This is a genomic window from Paenibacillus soyae (assembly GCF_024623455.1).
GTDB lineage: Bacteria > Bacillota > Bacilli > Paenibacillales > Paenibacillaceae > Pristimantibacillus > Pristimantibacillus soyae.
Genome location: NZ_JANIPJ010000010.1, coordinates 49,195 through 66,014 on the forward strand (window position 1 = coordinate 49,195; position 16,820 = coordinate 66,014).

Genomic DNA, 16,820 nt, shown 5'->3' on the forward strand with positions numbered 1-16,820 from the left:
CCGGTCGGCCCGGCGGGCCCCGTCGCGCCAGCGGCGCCATCCGCTCCGGTCGGCCCGGCGGGCCCCGTCGCGCCAGCGGCGCCATCCGCTCCGGTCGGCCCGGCGGGCCCCGTCGCGCCAGCGGCGCCATCCGCTCCGGTCGGCCCGGCGGGCCCCGTCGCGCCAGCGGCGCCGTCCGCTCCGGTCGGCCCGGCGGGCCCCGTCGCGCCAGCGGCGCCGTCCGCTCCGGTCGGCCCGGCGGGCCCCGTCGCGCCAGCGGCGCCATCCGCTCCGGTCGGCCCGGCGGGCCCCGTCGCGCCAACGGCGCCATCCGCTCCGGTCGGCCCGGCGGGCCCCGTCGCGCCAACGGCGCCGTCCGCTCCGGTCGGCCCGGCGGGCCCCGTCGCGCCAGCGGCGCCGTTCGCTCCGGTCGGCCCGGCGGGCCCCGTCGCGCCAGCGGCGCCATCCGCTCCGGTCGGCCCGGCGGGCCCCGTCGCGCCAGCGGCGCCGTCCGCTCCGGTCGGCCCGGCGGGCCCCGTCGCGCCAGCGGCGCCGTCCGCTCCGGTCGGCCCGGCGGGCCCCGTCGCGCCAGCGGCGCCATCCGCTCCGGTCGGCCCGGCGGGCCCCGTCGCGCCAACTGCGCCATCCGCACCCGTTGGTCCTGGCGGTCCCGTCGGCCCAACTAACCCATCAGCACCCGGCAGCCCTGTCGCGCCTTGCGGTCCCGCCGGCCCTTGCGGTCCGACAGCGCCATCGGCACCTTGCGGTCCCGCCAGCCCTTGCGGTCCGACAGCGCCATCGGCACCTTGCGGCCCCGCTGGTCCTTGCGGTCCGACAGCGCCATCGGCGCCTTGCGGCCCCGCCGGTCCTTGCGGTCCGACAGCGCCATCGGCGCCTTGCGGTCCCGCCGGCCCTTGCGGTCCGACAGCGCCATCGGCACCCTGCGGTCCCGCCGGTCCTTGCGGTCCGACAGCGCCATCGGCACCTTGCGGCCCCGCCGGCCCTCTCACGCCATCGGCACCTTGAGGTCCCGCCGGCCCTCTCACGCCATCGGCACCTTGCGGTCCCGCCGGCCCTCTCACGCCATCGGCACCTTGCGGCCCCGCCGGCCCTCTTGCGCCGTCGTCGCCAGCAGGCCCTCTTCCTCCGCGTTCTCCCGTGGCGCCCGTCGCTCCAGTAGCCCCCGCCGCACCTGCGGCCCCCGGATCCCCTTGCGGCCCTGCCGGCCCGGTCGCTCCTCGAGGGCCGCGTTTGCATACGATGATCCTGCGTTTGCAGCGGCAAGAGGGCGATTTGCGGGCACACTTTTTCTTTTTGGAATGCGGCGGATGCTCCGCCGATTTATGACAGCCGCATCCGCATCTATGTTTTAATACGTTGAGCGGACGTTTGCGGCCAAGCTGGTTGTCCTTTTTTCTCTGCATGATCGACTCACCTCACATTCCTCCTCATAGCTTATGTCACGTTGACGAGCCGGATTGGGCAGGTGTCCAGTCGGGCGAGAAAAGAATGGATACTTGTTCCGTTGACTGAAATAACTAGCGGAAATATGGACTTACTTCTGTTAATCCCGTCCCGTCCGCGGCAGTCTTCTCGCTTGCGTGCGGTTACGCGCATAGGAAAAGGCCGCCTCCAAGGACGGCCTTATTATTTCGCTGTCGCTAGCTAGGGGAGGAGCGCTTATTCGCAGTAGAACTCTCTCTCACGTTAACCTTACTCGTCACGCCGATCGCGCTCGTCACCTGCGGCTGACCGCTTCCGCGCGGCAACACTCCCACTCAGACCCGCGCGCGTCTCACTGCACCGCCTCAATGACCTTCCGCCGCAGCTCCGCGTCAAGCGGGCCGCCGCCATGCGCCAGCTCCAGAGCCCAGAGCACCGCGCCCGCGGCGGGCGGCTCCTGCAGCAGAATGAAGCGGCACTTGCGTCCCGTGAGCTCGCTCACGATCTGCTTGTAGCGGTCGCGCATGACCGGCGACGCCGCCTTCACCCAGACGGAGCCGGCCATGACGATGTCGACGGGCTCGTCGTCCGCAAAGTCCAGGTGGCTCAAGCAGCCGACCGTCGAATATGCCAGCTGCCGCGCGGAATGGTCGACGATGCCCATCGCGACGGCGTCGCCGTTCTCCGCGGACTTCAGCAGCGTCGTCACGAGCTCGGTATAAGGCAGCGTTCTCGCCCACATCGCCTCCAGCGCCGACTCCATGAACGACTCCTTGCCGGGAGCGCCGAGCAGCTCCATAACAGTCGCCGTCATGACCGTCTCGGGCCCAAGCCGATAGAAGCCGTCGTAGATCGCGCGAATGACGCGCCTTCCGAGGTAGAACCCGCCGCCTTCGTCGCCGGACACCTCGCTGCCGACGCCTCCGATCTGCAGCCGGGCGCCGCTCGGGGAGATGCCGCCGGTGCAAACGCCGGAGCCGTTAATCGAGCAGATGCCGTAGCCGCGCTCGCTGCCCGCTTTGATCCCCAGGAAGGAGTCGTTATCTAGGGCGTAACGCGTGAACCCGATTTGCTCGACGACCTCGTTCAGCTTTGCCTTTTGAGACGGAACGTCCGCCCCCGCGAGACCGAACGCGCCTGCCGCCGCGTCCTTGATGGACAGCCCGTTTCTCGAAAGCAGCAGCGTGATCTGCTCGTTCATGACGCGGTACGCGCTCGCATATCCATCCTGGAATTGCTCGTGGCTGCACGTGCCAGCTCGAATATGGTCGGCCAAGCCCCCGCTAAGGTCAAACAAATAATAGTCCGTTTTGCTGTTGCCGCCGTCTACGCCGATGACATAATTTCCTTTCATCACGCCATGCCCCTTCACTGGAATTGTGGCAAATACGCCTTGTGCGCTTCCTTCATCTCCTGGAAACAATCGTATGCCGCCTGATAATCGCCGACCAGCGGATTCATCATCAGCGCGCGCATCGCGGCTTCCGTGCTTCCTTCCACGGCGGCCGCGACCGTCTCGCGTTCGTACGCCTTCACCATGCGCATGTAGTCGATAATATGCCGGTTGTCAAAATCGTCCGAAACAGCAACCGGCTTCGCGCCGTCCTTGCCGATGACGGCCGTCACCTCGACGGCGTCCTGGTCCTCCATGAACGGGAGCGCGCCATGATTCAGCAGGTTGACGACATGCTTCTCCTGCTTGTCGTTCCAGATCGCGTCGACGAGGCTGATCGCCACCTCGGAATAGTTGGCGCCGCCGCGCGAGGCCAGAAGCTCCGGCTTCACGTGCAGCTCCGCGTCCGAATAGATCGAGAGCAGCTCTTCTTCGATGCGCATGCAGGTTTCGCCGCGGGACAGCTCGGCTTCTTGGAGGAGCTTCAGCTTTTTATTTTTGAAATAATAATATTCCAAATAAGAAGAAGGGATGGCGCCCACGAGCTGCACGAGCTCCTTGTCGAAGCCGCTGGACGGAATGTTCTTCATCGCTTCGCTGTTCAGGCCCATCTCGAGCGCCGATTTCAAATAATCTTTGCCGTTCTGCTCAATGCCGGTAATCCAGCTGAGATGGTTCAAGCCGATATAGGTAAAGTCCGCTTGGGGAAGGGAAAGCGTCTCGCGAATGCTCTTGAACATATTGTAGGGCACGTTGCAGAGTCCCAGCATCTTGACGTTCGAATGGTTCAGGATCGCTTCGGTAATGATGCCGGCCGGATTGGAAAAGTTAATAAGCCAAGCGTCCGGGCACAGCTCCTCCATGCGGCGGGCCAGGTCGAGCATGACGGGGATCGTGCGCATGGCCTTGAAGAAGCCCCCGATGCCGCAGGTTTCCTGGCCGATCATTCCGTATTTCAGCGGGATTTGCTCGTCGAGAACGCGGGCCGGCAGCTTGCCGACGCGGATCTGGCACAGCACGAAGTCGGCGCCGCGGAGGGCGTCGTCCAATTGATCCGTTTTCACGACGGGACAGTCCAGGCCCGCCGCCTCAGCCATTCGTTCACATAGACCGCCAACGATATCAAGCTTTCTCCCGTCGATGTCCATCAGCGCCAGCTCGCCGAGCGGGATCGACTCCTTCCGCTTGATGATTCCTTCCATCAGCTCGGGGGTGTAGGTGCTGCCCGCGCCGATTATCGCGATTTTGATGCGTTTGTCCATTGCGCTCATCCTTTGCCGTTTTAACGTGAGTATAGCATGGAATAATAAATGCGACAGTAATATTTTAAATATTTTATTCATAATGATAAAAACACTATGAAATTATATTTCAGTAGCTTACAATGGGTGTAAGCACTCAACTGGGATTCTACTTGTATTTTTTGTCTATTACGTATACTATTTAGTTGCGAAAATATGAAACGGGCGGGGAGCGGACATGGCGATTAACGATAACGTGCTGATCAAAATCCGGGAACGCAAGGACAGTCTGACGCCTGTCGAGCGGTTGGTCGCGGAATATATCCTATCCAATAAAGAAGAAATTCCGCATCTCTCTATTAAAAGCTTGGCGCAGGCTAGCAAAACGAGCGACGCTTCGGTGCTGCGCTTCTGCAAAACCATGGGGTATGGCGGTTATCGCAGCTTCATCGTCAGCATCTCGGCGTCGCTTGGCTCCATGGACGAGGAATCGGGCGATCAATATACGGATATTCAGCCGGGTGACGAGCTGATGACGATTATTTCGAATATTGGAAGGAACAACATGCGCTCGATCGAGGATACGCTCAGCGTGCTCGACCGGTCGGCGGTCGAACGCGCCGTGCAGGCGCTTCGGACGAGCAATCGGATTATGTTTTTCGGCATTGGCGCCTCGGGACTCGTCGCGCAGGACGCGGAACAGAAGTTCACGCGCATTAATAAAATTTGCCATGCGTTCGTCGACGGCCACAGCCAGCTGACGGCAGCTACGCTGCTGACCAAAGACGACGTCGCGATCTTCGTCTCCAATTCCGGCGATACGCTCGAAATTCTCGACGCGCTGGATATGGCGAAGAAGAACGGCGCGCATGTCATCGCTATCACGAAGTACAGCAAAAGCGAGCTGTCGGAGAAGGCGGACACGCTGCTCAGCATCTCCACGCCGGAAATTTCGATCCGCAGCGGAGCCATGGGCTCGCGCATCGCTATGCTTACCATCATCGACATGCTGTTCGCCGGCGTCGCGAGCGCCGATTACCAGCAGGTGAAGAAATATTTGTCCAAGAGCCACAGCATCATCGCGAACAAGCGAAGGAAATAACGCGCGAACCGGAATCGCGTCCAGACAGGCATCCGCAGCCCCTATTGGGGAGGCGGATGCCTGTTTTTTTAGTTGCCCGAGTCAGAGCCAGGGGAAGTTATGGAGGCGAAGCGGGGCTCGTAGTACGCGTTACCGATTCGACGTGTCGCTAACGGCGCGGAGTGGCGGGCTGAGGGAGCAATAGGCCGAGAAAATCGTGCTACCGTCCAGAACTTCGCGAACCTGAAATTTTTCGTCAACCATTCGGACACGCTGCAATACCCCAACTAAAATTCACCATGAAAAGAGCAAGCGAAATCCTCGCATTTCTGAATGCGCTTACACTCAAAGCCCGCGCCCAGCCTGGCTTCGCGCCGTTCGACACCGTCTGTGCAAAGTACACAAATACTGATACAAAATGCCAAATATAATTTTCATGTTAAAAATTTATTTCAAAATGTATTGACCAACATGAAATAAAGTGTTTAATATAGAGCTAAGCAAGACGCAAACAGCGAAGCAAAGTAAAGCAAAGCAAGATCAGATGACACGATCAGATGGGCTGACAAGAAGTACACGTTTACTCGTTATAAGGCAGCGGCACTAGGCGCTCCAGAGAACGAACCCATGCCACGATCACGTAAGGGGAATCACTATGAATGACTATCTAGCACGTTTAACGACGGAGGGGATTAATGCCGGATCGGCCATGATCGACGAACTGACGACGGAGCAGATGCTGACGCTCATCAATCAGGAAGACGCGACGGTCCCGGCGGCGGTAGCGGCTGAACTGCCTGCCATAGCGGAAGCTGTGGAAGCGCTTTATCGGACGCTGTCAGGCGGCGGAAGAATGTATTATATCGGCGCCGGAACGTCAGGCAGGCTTGGCGTGCTGGACGCCTCGGAATGTCCCCCGACCTTCGGGACGGACCCTTTGCTGATTCAAGGCCATATCGCGGGAGGCGACGTGGCGCTGCGGGTCGCGGTGGAAGGCTGCGAGGACGACGGGGAAGAAGGCATAGCGCTGATGGAGCGCATCGGCGTCACGGCGAAGGATGCGGTCATCGGGATATCGGCCAGCGGAAGCGCGGCATTTGTCATTGAAGGTCTGCGCAGGGCAAGAGAGCTTGGCGCGACGACGATCTGCGTCGTCAACAACAAGAGCACGAAGCTGGAGGAAGTGAGCGACATTACGATCGCGCCGGTCGTCGGACCGGAGGTGATCGCGGGCTCCACGAGACTGAAGGCGGGAACGGCTCAGAAGCTCGTGCTGAACATGCTGTCGACGGGCACGATGGTGAAGCTGGGCAAGACGTACAACAATTTAATGGTCGACATGAAGGCGAGCAACAAGAAGCTCTACGACCGGGCGCTTCGCATGATTAGAACAACGACGGGCGTAGACCACCAGACGGCGAAGGACATCTTAGAGAAAGCATCCCTGGATTGCAAGCTCGCGATCATGATGATCAAGTCGGGGCTGGATGCCGAGGCGGCGGCGAAGGTGCTGCGGGAATGCGGCGGCAGTCTGAAGAGGGCTATTCGCGTTTGCACCAAAGTCATGTAAGGTTGCTTGGTGGGATGTGGGTATATAGAATTTATAATTAAGGGAGGATCTTGGCAATGAAAAGAAAAACAAAATTTGCTTCAACTGTTTTGGCACTCATGTTATCCGTAGGCGCATTATCCGCATGTTCCGGCAACGGGAATAACGGCAACGCGGATCCAAGCAACGCTCCTAGCTCTAACCCTTCCGCATCCAGCGAAGCGCCTGCGGCGAAGGATACCATTACGGCTCTGCTGCCTCCGGTTTCGGCGAACTACCAAGCCAACTTCGAGCAGATGGCCGCCGATTTCAACAAGCTGTACCCGAACCTCACGCTCAAGATCGAACCGGCAAGCTGGGAGGACATGACGCAGAAGCTCGACACGCAAGTGAACGCGGGCAGCCCTCCGGACCTTGCTTTCATTAACTCCGAGAGCGTCGCGAAATACGAGCCGCTGGGCATGCTGATGGACTTGAAGCCTCATCTGACTCCGGAGATGGTGTCCGATTTCGATGAAGTGCCGCTCGGCTACATGGCCAGAGGAGATGCGCAATACGGTCTGCCTGCTTACCTGGCCGTCCACTCCATCGGCGGCAACAAGCAGTTTCTGGAGGAAGCTGGCGTAGACTGGAAGAAAGTGCAGCAAGAGGGCTGGACGTACGACGAGTTCCGCGAAGCGATCAAGAGCGGCGTCGTGAAGGAAGGCGACACGACCAAACGTTACGGCTTCGTGTTCGCGACTTCGGGCGTAGCCTCCAAAGACTATCTTGGCATTCTGGTCAAAGGCGCGGGCATGCCTTATCCGTTCACCGAAGACCTGAAATATGCGTACACGGATCAGAAATACCTGACGGTCCTGCAAGCGATTCGTCAAATCATCGACGACGGCTCGATGCCGAAGGAAGCAAGCTCGATCGATGCGGGCAAACGCTGGAACATGTTCCTGACGGGCCAGACGATGATTACGGGCAAAGGCTTGGCGGGCTTCGAAAATTCGGCTAAGCTGAACAACGAGAAGCTGAAGGCGAACGACGGCAGCGCCGTTGCGGACAGCATTCCGGTCGACTACGTCGTGCTGCCGATGCCATCCTTCGCGGGAGAGCCCGCGGTATCCCATGCGGTTGTCGACGGATATGTCGCATTCCGCGGCAAGAAAGAACCGACGGCGGAGCATGCGGCTAACGTGGCCAAAGCGGCTTACTTCCTGGCGAGCGGCAGCGTAGCGGCGACGACGAATAACGAAATTGCGTTGTCGCATATTACGGAGAGCGCGCGCAAAGCGTCCGAAGGCATGGAAGTGGCGCTCGATCCGGACAATCAGGCGGCTTCCGCGGTATTGCTGAGCCAAGCGCCGGCCATGCGCGAAATCCCGTCGGATCTTGGATCGGAAGCGATCAAGATCGAGAACGAGGTCATCATTCCGAAGCTTCAAGCGCTGCTGGCGGGGGAGATCACGCCGGAGCAAATGTTCGAAGACGTCAAGAAAGCGGCTGTCGATACGTTCGGCGCGGACGGCGTTGTTCAATAAACAAGATAAACAACATGTTGTTCGAAGCATGACGAGGATGCGCGACGATTAAGCGAACGCAGGTTAACGCTCGGATAGCCGCCTCCTGATAGGGGGGGCTATCCGATCTATGTTTTCGGAGAAGCATGCGGTAAGGAAAGGAGTGCTGCACGATGGCACGAACGGCATCGAACACCAGGAATCGCTTGAACCGGGGCGATAACGCATGGGCATACGCGTTCATCGCGGTCGCGCTTTGCGGATACGCGCTGTTTACCGCTTATCCTGTCATTAATGCCTTTATTATCAGCTTTCAGGAGTATAAGCCACTCGGCTCTACTTTCAATGGATTGGACAATTACGCGGACACATTCAAGAGCGAGCTGTTCGGGAAAGCGATCTGGAATACCGTCGTTTATACGCTGCTGACGGTACCGGTAGCCCTGATCCTATCCTTCGCGGTCGCGATCATGATTATGCCGCTTAAAAAATGGGCTCAGACGACCTTCAAAGCCATCTACTACTTGCCGGCCGTCGCCTCGGGCGTCGCGCTGTCGGTCGTATGGCTGTGGATCTTCGATCCGCTGCAGGGCGGCATACTGAACCAATTGATCTCCGTATTCGGCATCGAGAACCAGAACTGGCTGGGGTCGAGCAAAACTTCGATGTTCTCGCTCGTCTTCATGTCCTGGCTGTCCAGCCACGGCACGAGCATCATCATTTACGTCGCGGCCTTGCTCGGCATTGACGAGAGCTACTACGAAGCCGCGGACATCGACGGAGCTTCCTTCTGGCAGAAGATGTGGCATATCGTCATTCCCTGCCTCAAGCCAACGACGCTGTTCCTGCTCGTAACGGGCGTTATCGGCTCGTTCCAGGTGTTCCAGAACGCTTACCTGATGACGGGCGGCGGTCCGGACCACTCCACGACGATGGTCGGCCTTCTTATTTTCGATACGGCGTTCAAATATTTCGAGTTCGGCGCGGCCGCGGCTCAATCGCTTGTGCTGGCTCTTATCATCGGCATCATCGCGTTTATTCAATTCAAGTTCCTCGGCAAAGACGTCGAATACTAGTAGAAGGAGGGACTACACGTGGGCTTGTTTAATAAACACTTAGGAAATCGCGGACTTCGGTACACGCGAAACGCGATCATCGTTGTCTTCCTTCTGCTATTCGCTCTGGCGACTTTGTTCCCGATCTACTTCATGATCATGTCCTCCTTCGGCGATCCGATCGAGGCGGGCGCGGTCAGCTATTCGATCTGGCCCGGCAAGATCTCGTTGGAATCCTACAAGTTCTTCTTCGAGTTCAGCGAATATTCATACCGCTGGCTGTGGAACTCGCTAGTTGTAGCGTCGGTCGTCATGGTATCGAACGTCGTGTTCGCGACGATGGCGGGCTACGCCTTCTCGAAGATCCGGTTCAAGGGGCGCGGCATTCTGTTCGCCGTGCTGCTGGCGGCGATGATGATTCCGTACCAGGTGACGCAGGTGCCTCTGTACATTCTGATCGTCAACATTTTCGAAATCCAGAATACGTACAGCGCTTTAATCCTGCCGTCGATCGTTACAGTGTACAATATTTTCCTGGCCAAGCAGTTCATGAGCTCCATCCCGAACGAAATCCTGGAGAGCGCCAAGGTCGAAGGGGCGAGCCAAGGCAAAATTTTGTTCACGATCATTATGCCTCTGTCGAAGACGGTTATGGCCGTCATGGCGATCCTGACGTTCATGGATACGTGGAATACGTTCTTCTGGCCGTTCCTCGTGACGAACACGATGGATATGCAGACGATCCAGGTCGGGCTCAAAAACTTCCGCTTCGCCAACACGACGTACTTCGCTCCGATGATGGCGGGCGCGACGATCTCGGCGGTGCCGATGTTCATCCTGTTCTTCAGCCTGCAGCGTTACTTCCTCGAGGGCGTAACGGTCGGCGCGGTGAAGGGGTAACTTTAGCTTCATAACGAGGAAACAACCTCCCTCTAGCTGCGGCCGACCGTTTTCGGGGGACCGGAGCGGAGGGAGGTTTCTTTTTTGGCGAAGATCGGGGGAGGAAGCCGGATGCTGACAGTGTGGGAAGATCGTTACAAGACGGAGACTATCGCTTTGTGGAATAAGGAAGCGGTGAAGGACGGCTACAAGGAAATGGACGAGACGAGCTTCTCTCGGGTGTTTTTGGATAACGCTTACTTCGACCGGGAATGCGCGTTCGTCTGGCTGGAGGAGGGAAGCGTCGTCGGGTTCGCGTGCGGCTGCGCGGGGGACGACCTGCCGCTGGGAGACGTTGCCGGCTACATCACTTGCATCGTGCTTGAGTCGCGGCATGCGAGCGAAGTACGGTACGCCGCCCTGCTTGGCGCTTTGGAGCAACGGTTCGCGGAGCTGGGAAAGCGGCAGGCGGATGTGCTGTTTTTCAACCCGATGCAGCTGCCGTGGTATATCCCGGATACGGACCGTCACGAGCATAACAATGCGCCCGGGGTGCCGATTGGCAGCGCGCTGCACGGCTTTCTGCTGCAGCAGGGGTATGCGGAGCGGGCGACGCAATGCGCGATGTATCTGAAGCTGGGCGGGTTCTACGTGCCGGGCAGCATTCTGGTGAAGGAGGAGCTGGCGGAGGCGCAGGGCTACACGGTGGAGCTGCTGAATCCCGCGAAGCATAGAGGCGTGTCCGGCATGCTGGAGGCGCTCGGCAACCCGCTGTGGCAGCGGGAGATCGGCCGGAGCTTCGAGGACGGGACGCCCGTCGTTATCGCGGCCTTGAACGGCGAAGCCGTCGGGTTCGCGGGGCCGGTCGTACGGCAGCCGAACGGCAGGGGGTATTTTGCCGGGATTGGCGTGCGGAGCGAGCATGAGGGGCACGGGCTCGGGTCGAGCTTGTTCTTCCGCTTGTGCGAGGCGTTCCAGAGCATCGGGACGGATTATATGTCGCTGTACACGGGGAGCAACAATCCGGCGATTCGGATCTATGAGAAGGCAGGCTTTCGGACGGTCAAAACATTCGCGATCATGAGGAAGGAGCTTACGGCATAATGGAGAGACAACCGGTTACGATTCTGGGCATCGGCGCCCATGTGGGTGATATGGAGCTTGTGGCGGGAGGCGTGATGGCCAGCCACTACCTGAAAGGCGACAAGATCGCGACGCTCGCGCTGACCGCTGGGGAACGCGGCGTGCCGGCGGGACGGGACAAAGACGAGTACCGCGAGCAGAAGGTGCGCGAGGCTCACACGTTCGCCGGCATGCTGGGCGGCGAGGCGTACGTGCTCGACTATGAGGACGGCGAAGTGCCGGACGATCAGGACATCCGCATGCGCGTCGCGGACGTCATTCGGCTCGTGAAGCCGAACATCATCATTACGCATCACTGCAATAGCATGCACAAGGATCACGCAACAACGCATCGTATCGTGAATGACGCGCGGTATTTCGCGGCGATTCCGACGTTCGAGCGGGAGCTGCCGGCTCATTTTGCCGCTAAGCTGTATTACGGGGAAAATTGGGAGGACGCGGTCGGCTACGTGCCGTACGTGTACGTCGATTTCGACCAGCAGGCGTTCGATCTGTGGATCGAGGCGCTGTCGACGCATTGGTTCGTGACGGGCAGCAAGTCGTTCAACTATATGGATTATTACAAGTCGCTGGCTCGCGTGAGAGGACTCGAGGCGCGCAAGGAGTACGCGGAGACGTTCATGGTGGCGCCGGAAAACATGAAGCTGAGGCAGTCGGAGCTGTAAGAGGTAGTTCAAAAAGTCCACTTTTGATCACGAAGCGTATCAGGAAGCCTACTCGACGTCGAATATCGAATTCAGCCGGAACTTCCGGTGCTCACGTAGTTTCCACTACGCTCCGCTCCTCATTTCCTAGCTTCATCCGATCTTCTCGGTGCTGAAAACTGGACTTTTTGAACACGCATTGTAAGTATAAGGGCGATGAATGGTTGCTCGGGGAGGCGCAGGGATAGGATGATTCGGAACGGCATTGACAATATAGAGGCGTATGCCGGCTTGTTCAAGGGCAAGCGGCTGGGGCTTATCACGGCGCCGACGGGGCTGGCGGCGGATTTCCGCTCGACGATCGATATTTTGCACGAGCGTTTCGAGCTCGCGGCGATGTTCTCGCCCGAGCATGGCGTCAGAGGCGATCTGGCGGCGGGCGCGCTGGTGGATACGTACGTGGATCCGGCGACGGGCGTGCCGGTGTACAGTCTGTACCGGAAGGACTCGAAGCGGCTGACGCCGGAGATGCTGGACGCCGTCGATATGGTCGTCTATGATATCCAGGATGTCGGGACGCGGTACTACACGTTTATTTATACGATGCTGTATGCGCTGGAGGACTGCGCGAAGGCGGGCAAGCCGTTCGTCGTGCTGGATCGAGTGAACCCGCTGGACGGAGCGACGGTCGAGGGCAACGTGCTGAAGGAGAGCTTCGCTTCCTTCGTCGGCAACTATTCGCTTGCGGTGCGCTACGGATTGACGGCCGGCGAAGTCGCGACAATGGCGAACGCCGAGCAGGGCTGGGGCGCGGAGCTGTATGTCGTGCCTTGCGACGGCTGGTCGCGCGAGATGACGTTCGCGGAGCTGGGTCGCGCCTGGATCCCGCCGTCCATGGGCATTCCGCGCTTCCATACGGCGCTGCTCTATCCGGGCACGTGCCTGTTCGAGGGCACGAACCTGTCGGAAGGACGCGGCACGACGGCGCCGTTCGAGCTCATCGGCGCGCCGTTCGTCGACGCGGAGCTGCTCGCGCGGGAGATGAACGCGAAGAAGCTGCCGGGCGCTTTTTTCCGCCCCGCATACTTCAAGCCGACGTTCTCGAAGCACGAGGGCGAGCTGTGCCGCGGCGTCTACGTCCACGTGCTGGATGAACGAGCGCTGCGCCCGGTGGAGCTTGGCGTAGCGCTGCTGTTCACTGTGAAGCGGCTGTTCGGCGAAGCGTTTGCGTTCCTCCCGCCGGTGCGCGAGAACGGCCGGCCGTTCATCGACCTGCTGGGCGGGGACAGCGTCTACCGCGACGAGCCGGTCGACGTGCCCGCGCTGCTGGAGGCCTTCCGCGAGGAGAGCCGCACGTTCGCGGAGCGGAAGCGGGCGTTTCATTTGTATTAGGCAGGGCTGATGTACGTACCCTCCTTGCCGAGCCGTGTCGTGCCGTGCGTTGTGCGAGGACTGCATGGCGAAGGCGTGAGCGCGGGTCGTGGGCAGTGATGGGCGGAGTGTGTGTCGCTGGCCGGGGCTCGTGTCGACGGGGCGCGGCTCATGGCTCGTGGCCCGTGGCTCGTGGTAATAGCGGCAAAAACGGCGTTATTTGTTCAAGCTGCACCCAGGTTGGACGGAATAGCGGCGAAATTGGAGTTATTTTTTCCGGGCCCTCCCTTTTCGAACGATTGGTGAGGAAATAGCGGTAGAATCGCCGCTATTGTATGAGATAACCATGAATCGTATCGAAATAGCGGTACTATTTCCGCTATTTTCAAGAGCAGACAGCGGAGGCGGGAATCGCAGGCAGGCAAGCGCAAAGAGCTGACCGCTGCTATCGCGGGGAAGGCTGGCCAGCGGCAAAAAACTAATCGCCGTTACCCTGAGCATGCGGTTCGGCGAAGACGACATAGATTCGGAGTGTGAATGAGATGAGAGTGGTCGCGGGGCTCGATGGGGGCGGCACGAAAACGGCGGTGACGGTTGCGGATGAGAACGGGGCGGTGCTGCATGCGTTCGAGGCCGGCCCGATTAACTTGAACGGTCAACCTGAGAGTAGTGTACGGCAGGCGCTCGCGGACATATGCAGCCAGATAGGGCAGGTGAGCCCAGGCGGCATCGAAGGCTGCGCCGCCTTATGCGTCGGAGCGGCCGGCATCAGCAATCCGGCCGTAAGCGGTCTGCTTACCGCGGGCTTAAGAGAGAACGGCTATGCGGGCGAGCTCGTGCTTGTAGGCGATCACGTCACCGCGCTGAGCGGAGCGCTTGAAGGACGGCCGGGGGCGATTCTCATCGCGGGAACGGGCTCCATCGCCTACGGCCGGAACGGCAGCGGAGAAACCCATCGCGCGGGGGGGTTCGGGCATCTGATCGACGATGGGGGCAGCGGCTACAGCCTGGGACGCGACTTGCTGTCCGCCGTCGTGCGGGCGGCCGACGGACGGGAGGAGCCGACGGTCTTGACGGAGCTTGCTTTCGAGCAGCTCGGCATCAGCTCGATCCCGGAGCTTATTGGCTTTGTCTACGACAAGGACCGCGGCAAAAAAGATATCGCTGCCCTCGCGCCGCTCGTGTTCAAAGCGTGCGAAACGGGCGATCTCGCGGCGCTTCGCATCGTGCGGGACAATGCCGATGCGCTGGCGCTGACGGCGTCGGCGGTCGTAAGCCGCCTAGGGCTGAAGGACGGCGAGCTGGCTTTGCTCGGCAGCGTGCTGACGAAAAGCCGGCTTATGCGCGAGACGTTCGTGGAGCGCATGGGCTGGCGCCAGCCGCTTCTGCGCTGCATCGAGCCGCGGCGCGACGCGTCGTACGGCGCTGTGCTGCTTGCGCTGGAGAAGCTTCATCCATAGCGCGGTCTTACGCGCAGAGGCAAGAAAGAATAAGAATGCCGGCAGAATAAACGGTCGGCTTGCTTCGTACAGGGAGGCTGGAAACGATGTTTCATGCGATAATGAATCAACTGAATCAACCCTATATTTATGCGGTGGGGCTGATGTCGGGCACCTCGCTTGATGGCGTCGATGCCGCCGTCGTGCGCATCGAAGGGAGCGGACTGGACTCTAAGGTGCAGCTCCTCCACTATTACTCCCGTCCGTACGAGCAAGAGCTGCGCGAACGGCTGAAAGCGCTGTGCGACCCGTCAACCTCAGACGCGGCGCGCATTTGCGGGATGAATGTCTTCCTGGCTGAGCGATTCGCGGACGCCGCGATCGAAGCCATCGGGGAGGCAGGTCTTTCCATGAACGACATTGCTTTCGTCAGCTCGCATGGACAGACGATTTGGCATATGCCGGAGTCATCGCCGAGCGACCCGTACCTCGTGCGATCGACGCTGCAGATCGGGGATCTTACCGTCATCGCCAAAAAAACGGGAAGACTCACGGTCGGCGATTTCCGTCCGGCCGATATGGCGGTCGGCGGGCAAGGAGCCCCGCTCGTGCCATACGGCGATCTCATTCTGTTCCGGCATCCCTCCAAAGGACGCTTGCTGCAGAACATCGGCGGCATCGGCAACTGCACGGTTATTCCTCCGAATGCCGGCTTAGACGATCTATTCGCGTTCGATACGGGGCCTGGCAACATGATCATCGATCAAGTCGTCCAGACGCTCAGCGGCGGCAAGCTAAGCTATGACGCGAACGGAGATTGGGCCGCGATGGGCCAGCCGGACGAGGAATTGCTCGGCGAGCTGCTGGCGCATCCCTATTTCGGCCAATCGCCTCCGAAGTCGACCGGCCGCGAGCTGTTCGGCGCCGCCTACACATCCGAGCTGCTGGCGCACGCGCAGGAGCGCGGATTGGCTGCCGCCGATATCGTGGCGACCGCGACCGCCTTCACGGCGCATACGATCGCGGACGCTTGCCGGAATCTCGTCATGCCGCGCTGCCGCGTCGACGAAGTGATCGTCAGCGGCGGCGGCGCGCATAACGCGACGCTGCTCCGGATGCTGGCGGAGCTGCTCCCGGAACAGAAGCTGCTGACCGCGGGCGAGCTTGGGCTTGCCGACGACGCCAAGGAGGCCGTCATCTTCGCCGTGCTCGGCAACGACTTCCTGCGAGGCATTCCCAACAATGTGCCCGCGGCAACTGGCGCAAGCCGCCAGACAGTCATGGGCAAGCTGGCGCTGCCTTGACGAATAATGTCTGAGGCGAGTCCGAATATACAGAAGGCGAACCATAGAAAAGCACTCGCGAGAAATAGCGGCGAACAATAAGCGGCTATTTCAATGCGAGTGCTTTTTTGCGTGATTGCGCAATGGAGGTCACTCCGCGCTCAACAAAATCGTGGCGCTAAGCGTCCACATCATGAGCGCGAACGAGATGCTGGCTAAGAGAGCGGGGCCCGAGATCGGCTCGTCTTTCTTCAAGCATTTCAGAATGGTAATGAAACCGCCCATGAACGAACCGGCGAATAGAGGCATTAATAAGAGAGCTGAGTAGACAATAAATCCTTCCATGCAAATCCATCCTCCGATTAATAAGTCAGAATAACGACGGCTGCCGCGGCAATCGGCCAAGCCAGCAAGGCGGCAATAACCTTTCCCCAATGCGGGCCTCCCTCCGTCAGCTGCTGCAGCAGATCAATAAGGAAATAGGCGAGGGCGGTTGCCGCAAAGGCCAGGTTGAAAAACGGTGTTAGGTTGACTGCAGAGGCGAAGAGAGCGCCAAAGCCAGCATGGCCTAGACCGGAAATGACGAGGCCGACCGGGCGATTCGGAATTCGTTTCGTCGCCAGCTCGAAAAATACGGATATAACCGAGCCATACAAAAAGACGACGGGCGAGGCCGTAAGAGCGGTAATGCCGACTACGGCCAAGAGCCCGGATCCCGCACCATAGCCGTCGGACATCGTATAGGCCATAAAGAAGGCCATAGCGGCGGTCGCTCCGTAAGCGCTAATCATTTTGCGGGCGAACATTCGCAT

At 59.8% G+C, this 16,820-nt stretch carries 15 protein-coding genes; 10 read left to right on the plus strand and 5 right to left on the minus strand.

Annotated features, from left to right (window positions below; all coding sequences use genetic code 11):
• Positions 1 to 661 precede the first annotated feature (661 nt).
• The 3 genes from NQZ67_RS30370 to NQZ67_RS14810 form a co-directional block, all read right to left on the minus strand.
• Positions 662 to 964, minus strand: a complete 303-nt coding sequence (locus tag NQZ67_RS30370) for a hypothetical protein (RefSeq protein WP_306812883.1) — start codon at positions 962 to 964, stop codon at positions 662 to 664.
• Between the two features lie 810 nt (positions 965 to 1,774).
• A complete protein-coding gene (locus tag NQZ67_RS14805; RefSeq protein WP_257447124.1) occupies positions 1,775 to 2,776 on the minus strand; it encodes an N-acetylglucosamine kinase in 1,002 nt (333 codons plus the stop codon).
• A gap of 14 nt (positions 2,777 to 2,790) precedes the next feature.
• Positions 2,791 to 4,077, minus strand: coding sequence for a 6-phospho-beta-glucosidase (locus tag NQZ67_RS14810; RefSeq protein WP_257447125.1), 1,287 nt, complete (start codon positions 4,075 to 4,077; stop codon positions 2,791 to 2,793).
• 217 nt (positions 4,078 to 4,294) lie between these two features.
• Here NQZ67_RS14810 and NQZ67_RS14815 point away from each other — a divergent pair, with 217 nt between their 5' ends.
• The 10 genes from NQZ67_RS14815 to NQZ67_RS14860 all read left to right on the plus strand — a co-directional run bounded on the left by NQZ67_RS14815 (position 4,295) and on the right by NQZ67_RS14860 (position 16,029).
• The gene (locus tag NQZ67_RS14815) at positions 4,295 to 5,158 is read left to right on the plus strand and encodes a MurR/RpiR family transcriptional regulator (protein ID WP_257447127.1); all 864 of its coding nucleotides are present in this window, start codon (positions 4,295 to 4,297) and stop codon (positions 5,156 to 5,158) included.
• A gap of 634 nt (positions 5,159 to 5,792) precedes the next feature.
• Entirely contained in the window at positions 5,793 to 6,707 is a 915-nt protein-coding gene (gene murQ, locus NQZ67_RS14820; RefSeq protein ID WP_257447129.1) for an N-acetylmuramic acid 6-phosphate etherase, read from the plus strand.
• Between the two features lie 56 nt (positions 6,708 to 6,763).
• Positions 6,764 to 8,215 carry an ABC transporter substrate-binding protein gene (locus NQZ67_RS14825; protein ID WP_257447131.1) on the plus strand — a complete coding sequence of 484 codons (1,452 nt, stop codon included), beginning with the start codon at positions 6,764 to 6,766 and terminating at the stop codon, positions 8,213 to 8,215.
• 152 nt (positions 8,216 to 8,367) lie between these two features.
• A complete protein-coding gene (locus NQZ67_RS14830) occupies positions 8,368 to 9,270 on the plus strand; it encodes a carbohydrate ABC transporter permease (protein WP_257447134.1) in 903 nt (300 codons plus the stop codon).
• A gap of 18 nt (positions 9,271 to 9,288) precedes the next feature.
• A complete protein-coding gene (locus tag NQZ67_RS14835) occupies positions 9,289 to 10,149 on the plus strand; it encodes a carbohydrate ABC transporter permease (protein ID WP_257447136.1) in 861 nt (286 codons plus the stop codon).
• A 111-nt stretch (positions 10,150 to 10,260) separates the two neighbouring features.
• Positions 10,261 to 11,232: a GNAT family N-acetyltransferase gene (locus NQZ67_RS14840; RefSeq protein WP_257447138.1), complete on the plus strand. Its 972-nt coding sequence runs from the start codon at positions 10,261 to 10,263 to the stop codon at positions 11,230 to 11,232.
• On the plus strand, positions 11,232 to 11,936 hold the full coding sequence (locus tag NQZ67_RS14845; protein ID WP_257447140.1) for a PIG-L deacetylase family protein: 705 nt from the start codon (positions 11,232 to 11,234) through the stop codon (positions 11,934 to 11,936). Before NQZ67_RS14840 ends, NQZ67_RS14845 begins: the two co-directional genes overlap by 1 nt.
• A 228-nt stretch (positions 11,937 to 12,164) precedes the next feature.
• Positions 12,165 to 13,307, plus strand: coding sequence for an exo-beta-N-acetylmuramidase NamZ family protein (locus NQZ67_RS14850; RefSeq protein WP_257447142.1), 1,143 nt, complete (start codon positions 12,165 to 12,167; stop codon positions 13,305 to 13,307).
• A 521-nt stretch (positions 13,308 to 13,828) separates the two neighbouring features.
• Positions 13,829 to 14,746: an N-acetylglucosamine kinase gene (locus NQZ67_RS14855; protein ID WP_257447144.1), complete on the plus strand. Its 918-nt coding sequence runs from the start codon at positions 13,829 to 13,831 to the stop codon at positions 14,744 to 14,746.
• An 86-nt stretch (positions 14,747 to 14,832) separates the two neighbouring features.
• Complete coding sequence (locus NQZ67_RS14860) at positions 14,833 to 16,029, plus strand: anhydro-N-acetylmuramic acid kinase (RefSeq protein ID WP_257447146.1); 1,197 nt, start codon at positions 14,833 to 14,835, stop codon at positions 16,027 to 16,029.
• 129 nt (positions 16,030 to 16,158) lie between these two features.
• Here the strand turns inward: NQZ67_RS14860 and NQZ67_RS14865 are convergent, their stop codons facing one another.
• On the minus strand, positions 16,159 to 16,353 hold the full coding sequence (locus NQZ67_RS14865; protein ID WP_257447148.1) for a hypothetical protein: 195 nt from the start codon (positions 16,351 to 16,353) through the stop codon (positions 16,159 to 16,161).
• A gap of 17 nt (positions 16,354 to 16,370) precedes the next feature.
• A complete protein-coding gene (locus tag NQZ67_RS14870; protein WP_257447150.1) occupies positions 16,371 to 16,820 on the minus strand; it encodes a hypothetical protein in 450 nt (149 codons plus the stop codon).

Coding starts and splice junctions, on each gene's coding strand:
- NQZ67_RS14855 (WP_257447144.1), top strand. CDS start 13,829: ATGAGAGTGGTCGCGGGGCTCGATGGGGGCGGCACGAAAACGGCGGTG.
- NQZ67_RS14860 (WP_257447146.1), top strand. CDS start 14,833: ATGTTTCATGCGATAATGAATCAACTGAATCAACCCTATATTTATGCG.
- NQZ67_RS14805 (WP_257447124.1), bottom strand. CDS start 2,776: ATGAAAGGAAATTATGTCATCGGCGTAGACGGCGGCAACAGCAAAACG.
- NQZ67_RS14840 (WP_257447138.1), top strand. CDS start 10,261: ATGCTGACAGTGTGGGAAGATCGTTACAAGACGGAGACTATCGCTTTG.
- NQZ67_RS14810 (WP_257447125.1), bottom strand. CDS start 4,077: ATGGACAAACGCATCAAAATCGCGATAATCGGCGCGGGCAGCACCTAC.
- NQZ67_RS14865 (WP_257447148.1), bottom strand. CDS start 16,353: ATGGAAGGATTTATTGTCTACTCAGCTCTCTTATTAATGCCTCTATTC.
- NQZ67_RS14830 (WP_257447134.1), top strand. CDS start 8,368: ATGGCACGAACGGCATCGAACACCAGGAATCGCTTGAACCGGGGCGAT.
- murQ (WP_257447129.1), top strand. CDS start 5,793: ATGAATGACTATCTAGCACGTTTAACGACGGAGGGGATTAATGCCGGA.
- NQZ67_RS14815 (WP_257447127.1), top strand. CDS start 4,295: ATGGCGATTAACGATAACGTGCTGATCAAAATCCGGGAACGCAAGGAC.
- NQZ67_RS14870 (WP_257447150.1), bottom strand. CDS start 16,820: ATGCGAATGTTCGCCCGCAAAATGATTAGCGCTTACGGAGCGACCGCC.
- NQZ67_RS14845 (WP_257447140.1), top strand. CDS start 11,232: ATGGAGAGACAACCGGTTACGATTCTGGGCATCGGCGCCCATGTGGGT.
- NQZ67_RS14850 (WP_257447142.1), top strand. CDS start 12,165: ATGATTCGGAACGGCATTGACAATATAGAGGCGTATGCCGGCTTGTTC.
- NQZ67_RS14825 (WP_257447131.1), top strand. CDS start 6,764: ATGAAAAGAAAAACAAAATTTGCTTCAACTGTTTTGGCACTCATGTTA.